This window comes from Stenotrophomonas sp. 96582_Sma (assembly GCF_056480905.1).
The window spans coordinates 2,868,226-2,882,664 of sequence record NZ_CM151122.1; the positions used below are offsets into that span (position 1 = coordinate 2,868,226).

At 66.6% G+C, this 14,439-nt stretch carries 11 protein-coding genes; 3 read left to right on the forward strand and 8 right to left on the reverse strand.

Annotation, left to right across the window (positions count from 1 at the left end):
* The 4 genes from lldR to ACZK2R_RS13280 all read right to left on the reverse strand — a co-directional run bounded on the left by lldR (position 1) and on the right by ACZK2R_RS13280 (position 4,070).
* Complete coding sequence (gene lldR / locus ACZK2R_RS13265; protein WP_049398449.1) at positions 1-765, reverse strand: transcriptional regulator LldR; 765 nt, start codon at positions 763-765, stop codon at positions 1-3.
* A 53-nt stretch (positions 766-818) separates the two neighbouring features.
* Entirely contained in the window at positions 819-2,477 is a 1,659-nt protein-coding gene (gene lldP, locus ACZK2R_RS13270) for an L-lactate permease (RefSeq protein ID WP_180837660.1), read from the reverse strand.
* 222 nt (positions 2,478-2,699) lie between these two features.
* Entirely contained in the window at positions 2,700-3,152 is a 453-nt protein-coding gene (locus tag ACZK2R_RS13275) for an MgtC/SapB family protein (RefSeq protein WP_005410036.1), read from the reverse strand.
* Between the two features lie 159 nt (positions 3,153-3,311).
* Positions 3,312-4,070, reverse strand: coding sequence for an SDR family NAD(P)-dependent oxidoreductase (locus ACZK2R_RS13280; RefSeq protein ID WP_049398446.1), 759 nt, complete (start codon positions 4,068-4,070; stop codon positions 3,312-3,314).
* Between the two features lie 446 nt (positions 4,071-4,516).
* Between ACZK2R_RS13280 and ACZK2R_RS13285 the strand changes: the two genes are divergently transcribed.
* Positions 4,517-5,470 carry a helix-turn-helix transcriptional regulator gene (locus ACZK2R_RS13285; RefSeq protein WP_180837662.1) on the forward strand — a complete coding sequence of 318 codons (954 nt, stop codon included), beginning with the start codon at positions 4,517-4,519 and terminating at the stop codon, positions 5,468-5,470.
* A gap of 404 nt (positions 5,471-5,874) precedes the next feature.
* On the opposite strand, the gene ACZK2R_RS13290 is transcribed toward ACZK2R_RS13285, so the two are convergent.
* The 3 genes from ACZK2R_RS13290 to ACZK2R_RS13300 form a co-directional block, all read right to left on the reverse strand.
* The gene (locus tag ACZK2R_RS13290; RefSeq protein WP_180837666.1) at positions 5,875-7,785 is read right to left on the reverse strand and encodes a CocE/NonD family hydrolase; all 1,911 of its coding nucleotides are present in this window, start codon (positions 7,783-7,785) and stop codon (positions 5,875-5,877) included.
* A 219-nt stretch (positions 7,786-8,004) separates the two neighbouring features.
* Positions 8,005-8,391 carry a DUF4440 domain-containing protein gene (locus ACZK2R_RS13295; RefSeq protein ID WP_180837770.1) on the reverse strand — a complete coding sequence of 129 codons (387 nt, stop codon included), beginning with the start codon at positions 8,389-8,391 and terminating at the stop codon, positions 8,005-8,007.
* Positions 8,391-9,749: an MFS transporter gene (locus tag ACZK2R_RS13300; protein WP_180837771.1), complete on the reverse strand. Its 1,359-nt coding sequence runs from the start codon at positions 9,747-9,749 to the stop codon at positions 8,391-8,393. The genes ACZK2R_RS13295 and ACZK2R_RS13300 overlap by 1 nt, the downstream gene beginning before the upstream one ends.
* A gap of 105 nt (positions 9,750-9,854) precedes the next feature.
* Here ACZK2R_RS13300 and ACZK2R_RS13305 point away from each other — a divergent pair, with 105 nt between their 5' ends.
* Entirely contained in the window at positions 9,855-10,751 is an 897-nt protein-coding gene (locus ACZK2R_RS13305; RefSeq protein ID WP_125894589.1) for a LysR family transcriptional regulator, read from the forward strand.
* A gap of 98 nt (positions 10,752-10,849) precedes the next feature.
* Here ACZK2R_RS13305 and ACZK2R_RS13310 read toward each other — a convergent pair whose 3' ends face one another.
* Positions 10,850-13,645: a beta-glucosidase family protein gene (locus ACZK2R_RS13310; protein WP_125894587.1), complete on the reverse strand. Its 2,796-nt coding sequence runs from the start codon at positions 13,643-13,645 to the stop codon at positions 10,850-10,852.
* Positions 13,646-13,982: 337 nt separating this feature from the next.
* On the opposite strand from ACZK2R_RS13310, the gene ACZK2R_RS13315 reads away from it, so the two are divergent.
* Entirely contained in the window at positions 13,983-14,417 is a 435-nt protein-coding gene (locus tag ACZK2R_RS13315) for a VOC family protein (protein ID WP_049422820.1), read from the forward strand.
* Positions 14,418-14,439 lie beyond the last annotated feature (22 nt).

Genomic DNA, 14,439 nt, shown 5'->3' on the forward strand with positions numbered 1-14,439 from the left:
TCAACCGTGTGGGGAAGGTAGACGCGAGGCCCGCGCACGCCGGGCTTCGTTGTCATCGAGGGTGCGCAGCGTGGTGTGCACGAACTCGAGGTGGGCATGCGCGGCGGCGCGCGCGCGTTCGGGGTCGCCGGCCAGCACCGCGTCCATCATCTCGCGGTGCTGGTCGGACAACGGCGAGAAGGTCCTCGCCGAGGTGTAGAGCTTTTCGCGGCTCTGCGAGATGTTGGTCTGCAGCAGGTCGAACAGGCCGCGCATCACCTGCAGCAGCACCAGGTTGTGCGAGGCCTCGGCGATGGACAGGTGGAAGGCCGCGTCGGCCTCGGCTTCACCGGTGGGATCGTCCTTGCCGTGCGCGTCCATCATGGTCTGGAAGGCCTGCGCGATGCGCGTACGATCCTCATCGGTGGCGCGCAACGCTGCATGCCAGGCGGTGGCACCTTCCAGCGCGTGGCGGATCTCCAGCACGTCGAAGCGGTATTCCGGGTCGCCCTGGAACAGCGGCAGGTACGGCGCCAGCGGTTCATCCAGCGCCTGCCGCGCGCGCGCCGCGGGTTCGGCCACGTAGGTGCCGCCACCGACCCGTGCGGTCAGCAGGCCCTGGCTGGCCAACTGCGCGATGGCCTCGCGCAACGCCGTTCGCGAGACCCCCAGCTGCACCGCCAGGGTGCGTTCGGCCGGCAGCCGGTCACCCGGCTGCAGCCGCTGTTCCTGCACCAGGCCGCGCAGCTGCGCGGCCACCTTGTCCGAAATACGTTGCGTGCTCATGGCGTCATTGTGGCCCGAAGCGCGCAGCGGGTGGTCGACTGACCGTGCATGGCTCAGGGAATCATCCAGGTCAGCCAGTAAGCCTGGGCCAGGGTGATCAGGCCGACCATCGTGGTGAAGATCAGGCTGTGCTTGACCGTGAAACGGAACAGGTCCGATTCCTTGCCGGCCAGGCCGACCGCCGCGCAGGCAATGGCGATCGACTGCGGCGAGATCATCTTGCCGGTCACGCCGCCAGTGGTGTTGGCCGCCACCAGCAGCACGTCGGACACGCCGATCTGCTGCGCGGTGGTGGCCTGCAGTGCCGAGAACAAGGCATTGGACGAAGTATCCGAGCCGGTCAGGAACACGCCCAACCAGCCCAGGAACGGCGAGAAGAACGGGAACGCATCACCGGTGTGCGCCAGTGCCAGCGCCAGCGTCGCCGACAGGCCCGAGTAATTGGCGATGAAGGCGAAGGCCAGCACCATGCCGATCGAGTAGATCGGCATGCGCAGCTCACGCACGGTCTCACCGAAGGTCTGCAGCGCCGAACGGGCCGGCATGCGCAGCGCGATGATGGCGATCACCGCGGCGAGGATGATCGAGGTGCCGGTGGCCGAGAACCAGTCGAACTTGTAGATCGCCTCGTAGCTGAGCGGTGCATCCACGATCGGCGGCATCTTCTGCACCATCTGGTCCAGGCCCGGCACCGGGATCTTCAGCACCCAGCTTTCCAGCGGGCCGCCCGCCGCGAACAGCGACTTGAACGGCTTGATGCTCCACAGCGTGACCATCGCAGTGAGGATCAGGAACGGCGACCAAGCCTTGGCGATCTGGCTGACGCTGTAGCGCGGCGCCTCCAGTGCCTGTGCGGCCGCCTCGGCGCTGGTTTCGGTATCGAAACGGAAGATCCGCACCGGCTTCCAGCGGCGCAGGAACAGCGTCAGGCAGACCAGCGAGGCCAGCGACGCGGTGATGTCCGGCAGCTCCGGGCCGATGAAGTTGGAGGTCAGATACTGCGCGATGGCGAACGAACCACCGGCCACCAGCACTGCCGGCCAGGTTTCCTTGATGCCGCGCCAGCCATCCATGATCGCCATGATCCAGAACAGCACGATGATCGTAAGGAACGGCAGCTGGCGCCCAGCCATCTGGCCGATCTCGAAGGCATCCAGACCGGTGACCTGCCCGGCCACGATGATCGGAATGCCCATCGCACCAAAGGCGACCGGCGCGGTGTTGACGATCAGGCACAGGCCGGCGGCATACAGCGGTTTGAAGCCCAACCCGACCAGCAGTGCCGCGGTGATCGCCACCGGTGCACCAAAGCCGGCTGCCCCCTCCAGGAAGGCACCGAAGGCGAAGCCGACCATCAGCATCTGCAGGCGCTGGTCCTCGGTGACCGACAGGATCGAGGCGCGGATGATGTCGAACTGCCCGGTCTTGACCGAGACTTTATAGAGGAATACCGCGCCGATGATGATCCAGGCGATCGGCCACAGGCCGTAGACGAAGCCGAAACCGGCCGCGCCCAGCGCCTGGCTCAGCGGCATGCGGTAGAACAGCAGGGCGACGCCGAGCGCGATGGCCACGGTGATCGTGCCGGCCAGCCAGCCCTTCATGCGCAGCACGGCCAGGGCGACGAAGAAGAACGCGATCGGCAGCAGCGCGATCAGGCTGGACAACCACAGGTTGCCGGCGGGGTCGTACAGGTGTTGCCAGGGCTGCATGAGGGCTCTCGACTGGGGCGGGATGTGCTCCACCGCAGGCGGTGGGTCGCCATGGTCGTCGATTATTGGTATTACCAATAATGATTTCGATCAGACCACTTGCAGCGGATTTAACCGCCGCTCCGACGAAGCGCCTATTAGACCATAGGGCTAGATGCCATATTGGTCCGACCATTTAGATCCCGTGATAGTGCCGGCCGCTTGCCGGCAATTCGAGATTCCCTACGAAATCCGCTTCTCCAACCGCCGCATCACCGCCAGCACCAGCACGCACAGCACGCTCACCCCGATGGCAATCACGTACTTTCCTATGCCCACGGCGATGCCGATGGCCGCCGCCATGATCAGCGAGCTGGCCGTGGTCAGGCCGCTGACCTGATCCTCGCGTGACCCACGCAGAATGGTGCCGGCGGCAACGAAGCCGACGCAGGCGACCACGGCTTCGATCAGGCGCACCGGGTCGACCTGCAGCAGGTCGCGGTAACGCTCCTGCTGGAAGTGCTCTGCCACTGAATCGCCGAGTCCAACAATCAGCGCAGCAGCGCCGGCAATCAGCATGTGGGTGCGCAGGCCCGCAGCGTGCTTGCCCATCTCGCGCTCGACACCGAGCACGCCGCCGAACAGCATTGCTGCGGCCACGCGCAGCAGGATCGAGACATCCTGGGTGAGTTCCATGGGCAGGCTCCGGGCGTTTCCCGGAGCGTTGCTCGGCAGCCGTGGGATGGCGGTGAAGACGATGGCACGCCCTCTTCACCGCATGCTTCACCGCATGCGCTCATCCACGCATGGCCTGGATCTACTGGCCATCGCCATGCGTAACCTTCACGCACTCGATCATTGCGCCAGATAACCACCATCGATCGCATAGTATGTGCCGGTCGCGAACGAGGCGTCGTCGCTGGCCAGCCAGGCAACCAGCGCCGCCACTTCCTCGGCCGTGCCCAGCCGCTTCAACGCGTGGCGGCCTTCCAGCGTGGCGCGCACCTTCGGGTCCATCTTCTCCAGCAGCGGCGTGCTGATGAAGCCCGGGCCGACCGCGTTGACACGGATGCCGTCGGCCGCATGCTCCCAGGCGGCGGTCTGGGTCAGCCCGACCACGCCGTGCTTGGCCGCCACGTACGCGGTGGAACCGGCATAGCCCACCTGGCCCAGGATCGAGGCCATGTTGATGATGCTGCCACCGGTTCCGGCCGTGCGCATCGCCTGGATCTGCGCACGCTGGCACAGGAACACACTGGTGAGGTTGACGTCGATTACCCGCTGCCAGCCATCGATCGGATAGTCACCGCTGCTTGCGGCCGGCCCGCCGATACCGGCGTTGTTGACTGCCACATGCAGGCCGTCGAGTTCCTTGATCGTGCGCTGCACCGCCGCCTCCACGGCCGCGTCGTCTGTAACGTCCAGCGCAATGCCGATGGCCTGTGCACCGGCACTGCGCAGCTGCGTCACGGTGGCATCGACTGCATCCTGCTTCAGGTCCCAGACCGAAATACGGGCACCGGATGCGGCCAGCGTCTGGGCCACGGCCAGGCCGATACCGGACACGCCGCCGGTCACAATCGCGGTCTTGCCGGTGAGCTGGTAGTCAATCATCTGCGTTCTCCATCAGTGGGGGTATCGATGTGACCTGCAATGGCCAACCGCCCCACCCTACGCGCCCGCTCGTGATGGCCCGGCCGACATCGCGTCTACGGGTGATCGTTCCAGCCATGAAACCTCAACTCAAGTTGATGTATGGAATTGCGTACGGATATGCATGCAAAACGCTGGCGTATGTTCGGCGGCATTTTCACTTTGGCCGTAATCGTCAATCGTTTTGACCATATTGAAATCAAAAGCGCGCGAATCAAGGCGACAATGGGAAACGTTTCCAGTTTCTTCGACACATTCCATTCAACCTGGTGTTCCCCCACTATCCAGCGTGCCCACGCCCCTGCTTCCCAGCATGTCTGCACGGGTAACGACGGGATCTGCATCTGCATTGCAGAGCGCGTGGGCGAGGTAATGCCAGCGTCCACCTCCAAAGCACGTGCCGAGCGATGTCCCGATATTTCACTTTTGCTGATTACCGCCGCTTCGGCCACCGCCATGGCTTCGATTACCGCGCCGACCCGGAGCACCTGCGTGACGACCAGTGGGCCGGCCATGGCGAGGTCAACGAGCAGTTCCTGCGCGGCGGCATGAGCCTGATCGCCTCCGACGTCCATAATCGCTTCCCTTATGTCGCCACCGCCCAGCAGAGTCCCGGCCTGGCCATCCGCGTGATGCTGCAGGGCCAGGTCGATGTGCGCATTCCGCGACGTGGTGGTTTCACCCTGCGTGCTGGTACGGCGATGACCGCGCACCACCGCGAACAGGTTCAGATGACCGGTGCGCATCCTGGCGAAACGCGCATGCGCGGCGTCAGCGTGATGGTGCCCGGCCAGATCGATCCGGACCTGTTCCAGCTGCCACAGTTGGAGACCGCGCTCAACACCCACCTGGAATGCCGCCACTGGGCCATTCCGCATACCCTGCTGCCGGTGCTGGGCCAGCTGTTCGAAAGCCCATGGGAGGACGGCATCGACGCGTTGTGGCGCGAAGGCGTCGCACTGCAGCTGCTGGCCGTTGGGCTGAAGGCCGAGGATCTGCAGACCGACCATGTACGAACGCTGCGGGCTGGCCAGCGCGAGCGCCTGGAGCGCGTGCGTGCCTACCTGCATGACGATCCCAGCCACGCCCATAGTCTGATCGAACTGGCCCAGCTGGCCTGCATGAGCCCAAGCTCGCTGCGCCGTCATTTCGCCCAGCAGTACGGCTGCTCGGTGTTCGACTACCTGCACGAACAACGCATGCGCCACGCCGAGCAGGGCCTGCGCGAGGACGGCTGGACTGTCGAGCAGGCTGCGGCCGCCAGTGGTTACCGCCACCCCAGCAACTTCGCGGCTGCATTCCGCAAGCGTTTCGGCCTGGTACCCAGCCGCTGGCGCACCGGACCCTCAAAGGTCGGATAGCAGCTTCTGCTTCACGCCATCGCGGATGCCGGCCAGCGGCCGGCACGACCGCAGCCGCCTGAATCGACCTGCCATGGCTCCGCTCTGGTAGGTGTCGACCTTGGTCGACACGCTTTCACGCCATCGCGGATGCCGGCCAGCGGCCGGCACGACCGCGGCCGCCTGAATCGACCTTCCATGGCTCCGCTCTGGTAGGTGTCGACCTTGGTCGACACGCTTTCACACCATCCCAGATGCCGGCAAGCGGCCGGCACGATCGCGGCCGCCTGAATCGAACTTCCATGGCTCCGCTCTGGTAGGTGTCGACCTTGGTCGACACGCTCTCACACCATCACGGATGCCGGCCAGCGGCCGGCACGACCGCGCACCGCCGGGTATCGCGCACCCGGCGCACCTCATCAACCTCAATACACCGGCAGATCGATGTAACTGGCCTGCGCCGCGCTGTGCCAGACCCGCTGCGTGGCCTTCTGGTAATCGCCGGGCTTGGCCAGGTAGACGTTCGGCACGTAGGTCTGCGGGTTGCGGTCATACAGCGGGAACAGACTGGACTGCACCTGCACCATCACCCGGTGCCCCTTCTGGAAGATGTGGTTGGCGTTGGGCAGGTCGAAGCGGTACGGCAGCACCTCGTTGGCGGCCAGCGGCTTCGGATCGCTGAAGCTCTCGCGATAGCGACCACGGAAGATCGCCAGCGACACCGGCAGCTCGTAGCCGCCCATCTCCGGCGTCGACGCTTCCTGGTCCGGATACACGTCGATCAGCTTCACCACCCAGTCGCTGTCGGTGCCACTGGTCGACGCCTGCAGGTGCACCACCGGTGCGCCGCCGATGCGCAGCGGCGCGGTCAGCGGTTCGGTGATGAAGGTCAGCACGTCCGGGCGGCCATCAACGAAACGCTGATCCTTGACCAGCCAGGTGGTCCACATGTCGCGGTCACCGAAACGGACCGGGCGCGGCACGAACGGCACCGGCTTGGCCGGGTCGGACACGTATTCCTCGAAGTCACCCTCGCCCGCCGCCGGCGCCTGGAACGCCAGCTTGCCGCCGGCCCGCAGGTACAGCGGCTTGCTGCTGGCGGTACAGCCCTTGTCGCAGCTGCGAGGCCAACCCTTCAGGCGATCCCAGTGGTTCTCGCCGGTGTTGTAGATCAGCACCGGCGGCGTGTCCGCCTTCGGCGCACCGTCCACCAGGTACTGGTCGAAGAACGGCTTGAGCACGTCACGGCGGAACTGCAGTGCGGTATCACCATCGAACTTCAGCGCGCCCAGCTCGCTGCCACTGTAGTTCACCTGGCTGTGCCGCCACGGGCCCATCACCAGGTAGTTGCGGTTGTTGCCACTGTCGTGCCCTTCCATTGCCTGGTAGGCGTGGTTGGCACCCCACATGTCCTCCTGGTCCCACAGGCCCTGCAGCCACATGGTCGGCACCTTCAACGGTGTTTTCGCCATTACCGCGTCCAGCGCCTGGCCCTGCCAGAAGCCGTCATAGGCCGGGTGCTCCACCAGTTTCTTCCACCAGGTCAGATGGTCCACGCCGGTGAAACGCGCGTAGTCGCCAGCCGAACCGATACGCAGGAAGGTGCTGTAGTCATCGTAGCCGAGGCTGGGCAGCGGCGTGCCCTTGCCGCGCTTCTCGGTCTGCATCGCGAAGTAGTTGAAATTGACCTGGCGGAACGCGCCGTAGTTGAGCCAGTCGTCGCCCATCCAGCCATCCACCATCGGGCTCTGCGGCGCGGCCACCTTCAGCGCCGGGTGCGGGTCGGTCAGCGCCATCACCACGGTGAAGCCCTCGTACGACGAGCCGAGCATACCGACCTTGCCGTTGCTCTCCGGCACGTTCTTCACCAGCCAGTCGATGGTGTCCCAGGCGTCGGTGGAGTGGTCCACCTTGGTGTTGTTCAACGGTCCGCGCAGCGGCCGGGTCATCACGTAATCGCCCTCGGAGCCGTACTTGCCGCGGATGTCCTGGAATACGCGGATGTAACCGCCATCGACAAATACCTCGTCGCCCTGCGGCAGCAGGTCGCGCATGCGCGGCGAATCACTGCGGCTGGCGCGGCCGGCAGCATCGTAAGGCGTGCGGGTGAGCAGGATCGGGGCATTGCGCGCGCCCTTGGGCACCACGATCACCGTATACAGCTTGGTGCCATCGCGCATCGGCACCATCACCACGCGCTTGTCGTAGTCACGACCGACATCAGGGGCAACGAAGGGCTTGCCGCTGATGTCCGGGGTCATCGGCGGGGTTTCGGCGGCCAGCACTGTGCTGGACAGGCAAAGGGCAATGGCTACAGCGACGGCACGCACACGCATGGACAACCCCTCCCGGCAGGAAAGCCTCAAGCCTACTCCTGCCTTGAGCCGTGAAGTGTGTGCAGGCTTTGCATTCTGCGGTGGATGTGGGCAGGACTGATGGCACATGTGCGACCAGCTGCTGCGCTCGTCGGCAACCGGTAGTGCCGGCCGCTGGCCGGCAACTTCATCCACCTCGGGCACGGTACGCGGTTGCCGGCCAGCGGCCGGCACTACCGATCAGGCTGCCGTTACCTCATGCAGCGCCAGCCAGCGCCAACGCCCCTCTTCCCGCCGCAGCACCGCCAGCGATTCCCGCCATACGGGCTCGCCGCCATCGATCGCATGCCCTTCGCGATAGCGCAGCACCGCCAGCGGTGATGGCGCTTCCACCGCCTGCAGGGCGTCGATGGAAATCTGCAGCCCTGGACGCGCGCCATGACCACCCGCGAACAGTGCCTGCACGGCCTTCCGGTCCAGCCTGCGACCCGCGATGCCGACCATGCTGAAGTCCGCGCAGAAATGCGCCATCAGGTCCTCCAGCGCGTCGGTGCCGGCGTCGGCGCGGAACCAGGCCTGCAGCTTGTCGTGCAGGTGGTGGACTTCGTGTTCTGCGGTGGTATCCATCAGGTGTTCTCCGGTTGCGAAAGGGTGAGCAACTGCGGCCGGCGCAGCAACGCCATCGGCAGCAGGGTAAGTAGAGCGGCCAGACCCAGCGCCACGCCGGTGGCGCGGGCCGGCAGCCACTGCATGGCCAAGGCCAGCAGCAGCGCGATGGCCGCGGTGCCCAAGCAGAAGCTGAGCTGGCGATTGAGGTTCCAGAGCGCACTGGCATCGCCCAATGCTTCGCCCTCGACCCCATGGAAGGCCAGCGTCTGCGCCGTGCTGCTGCACAGGCTGCCGCCAGCGCCCATCAAGGCAAACAGCAATGCGGCAATGGCAAAGACCGGGTGTGGCAGCAGCGCCATCAACAACAGGCCGCAGGCCTGCAGGAGCATGCCCGCACGCAGCACTGTGGCCGGGCCGAAGCGGGTCAGCAGGCGCTTGCTGGCCGTGATCGCAATGGCCGAGGCCAGCGCCCACGGCAGCATCAGCGCGCCGATGCGCGCGGCACTATAGCCGGCCTGGTGCAACTGCAGGGTACTGACCAGCTGGCTGCCGATGAACACGCCGGGTACGGCCAGGTAGACCAGCATCGCCAGGCGCAGCCCGCGATGGGACAGCAGCGACCAGCGCAGCAGTGGCTGCGCCTGCTGCCGTGCATGCCGCAGGTGAGCCGCCGCCAACAGCATTGCGATCAACAGCAGTACGGCACCGGCGGTCCGATGTCCGGGCTCGCCCAGCCAAGTCAACGCCAGCAGCAGCGCGCCCAGCGCCGCCATCGCGGTGGACAGCGCATAGGCCTGCAGGCGTGGCGCACTACGCGCGCCATCGGCCGGCATCCACGCCAGCACCAGTCCAATCGCCACCACGGCCAGCGGCAGGCTGGCCCAGAGCACACCGCGCCAAGACAACCACTGCACCAGCAGCCCACCGAGCGCAGGCGCCAGTGCCGGCACCAGCAGCGCCACCAGCAGGATGCGGCGGGTCAGCGCGCCACGCTGGTCAGGCGTGCACTGTCGGTACGCTGCCGCTTGTGCCACCGGAATCAGCAGGCCACCAGCCAGGCCCTGCAGCAGGCGCCAGCCCAACAGCCAGCCAATACCCGGTGCAGCCCCGGCCAACACTGCGGAGGCGGCGAACAGCAGCAACGCCACCAGCAGCAGGCGACGCTCACCGCAGCGTGCGGCCAGCCAGGGCGCCAGCGGAATCACCACGCTCAGGCCCAGCATGTAGGCGGTGCCGACCCAGGCCAGGGTACCGACGTCGGCATGCAGTTCCGCCGCCAGCGCCGGATAGGCCACCGTGGCGATGAACATGTTGACCAGATCCAGAGCGAACACCAGCAGGAAGATGGCCTCATGGCGCAGGCGGGGGGACGGCATCGGCGACGCTCCAGCAGGGAAGCGGCCAGCATGCCGTGCGGGCCTTGTTGGAAAAACACGACAGCAACTGCAACACTGTCAAATCTGCTTTGACAATGAATTGCCATGGTCAGCCTTGATCGCTTCGATATCTTCCGTGCAGTGGTCGAGGCCGGCAGCCTGACCGCTGCCGCCGATCGCCTGGGCCTGAGCCGTGCGGTGGTCAGCTTCAACCTGAAGCGGCTGGAGCAGGAGCTGGGCGTGACCCTGCTGCTGCGCAGTACCCGCCACCTGGCCCTGACCGAGGCCGGCGAACAGTTCCTGCAGCACTGCGTGCAGGCGCTGGACGCCGCACAGGCGGCGATCGATGCCGCCCGCCGCGACCAGCATCAGCTGCAGGGCGTGCTGCGCCTGACCACCACCCCAGAGTACGCCCAGCTGCGCCTGATTCCTGCGTTGGAGGCGTTCCGTGCGCGGCATCCGGCCCTGCAGCTGCACCTGTCGACCTCACCGGCACCGGCCGATCTGATTCCCGAACGCTTCGATCTGGCCATCCGCCTCGGCCGCCTGCCCGATTCGGGCCTGCACGCCAGCGAACTGGAACGGCACCCACTGTGCGCGGTGGCGGCTCCGTCCCTGCTGGCACGCCTGCCCTCTGCCGATGCTGCCGATGACCCCGTGCAGCTGGGCACCCTGCCCCGCCTCGGCTACCCACGCCTGGCCGACGTGCCGGTGATTGCACCTGACGGCAGCGACGCCCTGTTCGCCACCAACCCGGGCAACGCGGTGGTGCGCGTGAATGGCGCCAGCAGCCTGCGCGCCTTCGCCGTGGCCGGCGCCGGGGTCACCGTGCTGCCACGCTGGCTGATCCAGGACGACCTGGCCCAGGACCGGCTGCGCCCGGTGCTGCGCCAGCACCGGTTCCCGCAGCAGAGCGTGTACGCGGTCTACCCGCACAGCACGCAGCCCTCACCGAAGGTGCGGCAGCTGATCGATTTCCTGCGCGGGTGGTTTGTCACCTGAAAAAAGGGGACGGAGGGGATTAAGTCGTTTATGCATAAACGACTTAATCCCCCCCCCTCCTTTTTGCATGGCCCCTTGCGGGGCCATGCCTTCAGGCATCAGCGCAGCACCTGCTCCACCAGCTGCACATCCACCGTCTGCAGCGGTTCGGCGGCGTTGCGCGACAGCTGCACCTGGTAGGTGCCGCCATCGATCTTCCACTGGCGGGCCTGCGCATCGTAGTGAGCCAGCGTCTTCGGCTCGGCTTCGATGCGGATGCGGCGCTGTTCACCCGGCTGCAGGGTCACCTTGTCGTAGCCGATCAGGCGGATCGGCGTGGTGCTGCCGGCCGGCAGCTTCAGGTACAGCTGGGCGACGTCGGCACCGGCGCGCTTGCCGGTGTTGCGGATGTCGACGCTGGCGACCAGGCGCGAACCCTCCACGCTCACCTTCAGGTTTTCATAGGCGAAGGAGGTGTAGGACAGGCCGTGGCCGAAGGCGAAGGTCGGGGTCAGGCCCTTGGCTGCCATCCACTTGTAGCCGACGTTGGCGCCTTCGATATCGAAATCGAACACATCACCGAACGGCTTGGCCGGCTTGAAGCCGAGGCCGTCGATGTGCGGGCGCGGCAGCTGCGATTCGTCCACCACCCAAGTCACCGGCAGGCGGCCGGACGGATTGACCTGGCCGGTCAGCAGCGCGGCAATGCCTTCGCCACCGCGGATGCCCGGGTACCAGGCCTGCAGCATCGCCGGCACCTGCGCCAGCCACGGCGTGCGCACCGGGCCGTTGGTTTCCAGCACCAGCACGGTTTTCGGGTTGGCCTTGGCCACGGCCGAGATCAGTGCGTCCTGATTATCCGGCAGCTGCATGTCCGGCAGGTCCACCGATTCGGCCGCCCACTGGGTGGCAAACACGATGGCCACATCGGCCTGCGCGGCTGCCTTGGCCGCAGCGGCGGCGTTGGTGCCGTCCACATACTCGATGGTTGCATCCGGACGTGCCGCACGCAGCGATTCCAGCGGCGAGGACGGGTGGAAGATCACCGGGCCCGGCCAGGTGGTCGGCAGCACGCCCGGCACCGCGTTGGTGCCCTTGGCGGTCACGCCCACCATCGACGAACCACCGCCACCGATCACGCCCTTGTCGGCATGACCGCCGATGATGACGATGCGCTTCACGCTGTCGGCCAGCGGCAGCAGGTTGCCTTCATTGCGCAGCAGCACGCTGCCTTCTTCCACCGTGCGCTGGGCGACGGCGAAGCCAGCCTCGGCATCGACCTTCTGGTGCTGCGGCGGGTTGTCGAAGTTGCCGTGCAGGAACATCGTGCGCAGGATGCGCGCCACCATGTCGTTCAGGCGCGCCTGCGGCACCACGCCACCATGCACGGCCAGGCGCAGCGGTTCGTCAAAGAACACTGCCGCATCGAACACTTCACCGGCCGACTGCTGGTCCAGGCCGGCCAGCGCTGCCTTGGAACCGCTGTGCACGCCGCCCCAGTCGGACATCACGAAACCGGGGAACTTCCATTCCTGCTTCAGCACCTGATTCATCAGGTAGCCGTTCTCGCAGCCGTAGGTACCGTTGATCTTGTTGTACGAGCACATCGCCACGCCCGGGCGGCCGGCGTCCAGCGCGATCTCGAAGGCCAGTAGGTCCGACTCGTGCATGGCCTGTTCGCCGATGCGCACGTCGTGGAAGTTGCGGCGGGTCTCCATGTCGTTCAGCGCGAAGTGCTTCATCGAGGAGATCACGTGCTGGCTCTGCACGCCCTGGATCAGCGCGCCGACCATCGAACCGGCCAGCAGCGGGTCTTCACCGGCATATTCGAAGTTGCGGCCGTTGCGAGGGTCGCGCTGCAGGTTGACGCTGCCGGACAGCAGGATGTTGAAGCGCTGCTGCCACGCTTCGCGGCCCATGGTCGCGCCGCCGGCAAAGGCGACCGCACGGTTCCAGGTGGAGGCGGTGGACGGGCCCGACGGCATTGCCGTGGCGAAGTCACCCGGGCGGATGCCACCCGGATTGGTCACGCCGACGCCGGCATCGGCCGACTGCTGCGATGGAATGCCCAGCCGCGCTACGCCCGGCACGAAACCGGCCGACCCGACCGCGCCTTCCGGCAGCGGGCCACCGTCCTTGCCCAGCCCGAAGTAGCTGTGCAGCATCTGGAACTTCTCATCCTCGGTCATCGCCTTCAGCAGCAGCGCAGCGCGTGCATCGGCGTTGAGGGTGGTGTCCATCCACGGCGTGTCGCCATGCTTGTCGGCGGCATAGGCCAGGGTCAGCAGCGTGGCACGCAGGGCGCTGCCTTCCACCTTGAACGGTGCACTGCTGGCGGCCTGGAAGCCGTCGCTGAAATAGCTGGCATCGGCCTCCAGCGCCACACGTGCCGGGTCGAAGCCTGCGGCCTTGGCCGATTCACCGGCCACCGCGCCGAGCAGCACCGCCGGTGCGCCCAGCCGCGAACACGTGACCAGCGCCGGCAGCTGCGCGGCACCTGCACCAGCATCGGTGTAGACCGCCACGGCATGGCGACCGTCATCCAGGCGCAGGTAGTTCAGGCCCGGCTGGTCCGGGCCGGATTCAGCAGCAATCGGCAGCCGGGTCAGCACGGCCTGGCCGCGCTGGGTCTGGCCATCGTCCTTGCCCGCAGCAATGAAGCGGTACGCGTAGCCCAGGCCATCGGCCAGCACCTGCAGCGGATCGACCTGGCCGATGCCGCGCTGCACCTGGCGCACGCTCACCGCGTCCACCTGCAGGGTCTTCAGCTGGGCGGCCAGGGCCGGCATGGCCTCGGCGGTCGGGGCCTGTTCCAGGGTCAGCACAGTGAACGCGGCGGGGTCGGCCCAGGCCGGGGCGGCCAGTGCGGCTGACAGGGCCAGGGACAGTGCAAGCGGCTTTGTAAACGTTTTCATCGGCAGGCGTAATTCCGTTGCCAAGGCAATCGGTCCAGGGAAAGTGCCGCCGAAGGGTGCAGCGTTCATGCCGCGCAGGGGTTGCCAGGCAACGTCCCGCAGGCCGAAGGACGGGCTGGTCTGCGCCTGGGACCCTCCTCCCGGCGTGACAACCTGCCTGTCCGGGCCGCGCAGGGCGACCTAATCATGTGAAGATTGTGCGAGGGCGTTCACACCTGTCAACAGGACCTAAGTCACAGGCCGACCCCAGCCACTGGTTATCAGGCCATCACCGGCGGTCATCAGCGCGCCGCGCGAGGCTGCTGATAATGGAGATCCCTGGCCACGAATCGAGCCCATGACCGTACACCGCGACTTCGATCATCTCTGGCGCGACCGCTGTGACACCTCCAGCCAACGCGCGCCGCGCGTGCTGATCCGGGTGTTCGTGGCCCCCGGTGAGCTGGAGCGCAGCGTGGCGTTCTACGAGCAGTTGCAGGGCGTGGTGGCCGATGCCGGGTTCCCGTTTCCGGAGGCCGGCCTGCGTCTGGCGATGGTCGGTGCGTTCCTGTTGATCGAGGGCAGCAAGGCGGCGCTGGCGCCCTTCACTTCGACCACGGGGACGCTGCTGGTCGATGACGTTCGGCCCTATCACGACAAGCTGGTGGCGGCTGGCGCTGAAATCATCTTCCCGCTGCAGGTGGTACCGACCGGGGCGGCGTTCAATGCGGTGCATCCCGATGGCACCGTGGTCGAGTACGTGCATCACCGGCCGGATCCGCAGGGGCGGTGAGGGTGCGCGCGGCCGGGCTGCG

Coding starts and splice junctions, on each gene's coding strand:
- lldR (WP_049398449.1), bottom strand. CDS start 765: ATGAGCACGCAACGTATTTCGGACAAGGTGGCCGCGCAGCTGCGCGGC.
- lldP (WP_180837660.1), bottom strand. CDS start 2,477: ATGCAGCCCTGGCAACACCTGTACGACCCCGCCGGCAACCTGTGGTTG.
- ACZK2R_RS13275 (WP_005410036.1), bottom strand. CDS start 3,152: ATGGAACTCACCCAGGATGTCTCGATCCTGCTGCGCGTGGCCGCAGCA.
- ACZK2R_RS13280 (WP_049398446.1), bottom strand. CDS start 4,070: ATGATTGACTACCAGCTCACCGGCAAGACCGCGATTGTGACCGGCGGC.
- ACZK2R_RS13285 (WP_180837662.1), top strand. CDS start 4,517: ATGTCCCGATATTTCACTTTTGCTGATTACCGCCGCTTCGGCCACCGC.
- ACZK2R_RS13290 (WP_180837666.1), bottom strand. CDS start 7,785: ATGCGTGTGCGTGCCGTCGCTGTAGCCATTGCCCTTTGCCTGTCCAGC.
- ACZK2R_RS13295 (WP_180837770.1), bottom strand. CDS start 8,391: ATGGATACCACCGCAGAACACGAAGTCCACCACCTGCACGACAAGCTG.
- ACZK2R_RS13300 (WP_180837771.1), bottom strand. CDS start 9,749: ATGCCGTCCCCCCGCCTGCGCCATGAGGCCATCTTCCTGCTGGTGTTC.
- ACZK2R_RS13305 (WP_125894589.1), top strand. CDS start 9,855: ATGGTCAGCCTTGATCGCTTCGATATCTTCCGTGCAGTGGTCGAGGCC.
- ACZK2R_RS13310 (WP_125894587.1), bottom strand. CDS start 13,645: ATGAAAACGTTTACAAAGCCGCTTGCACTGTCCCTGGCCCTGTCAGCC.
- ACZK2R_RS13315 (WP_049422820.1), top strand. CDS start 13,983: ATGACCGTACACCGCGACTTCGATCATCTCTGGCGCGACCGCTGTGAC.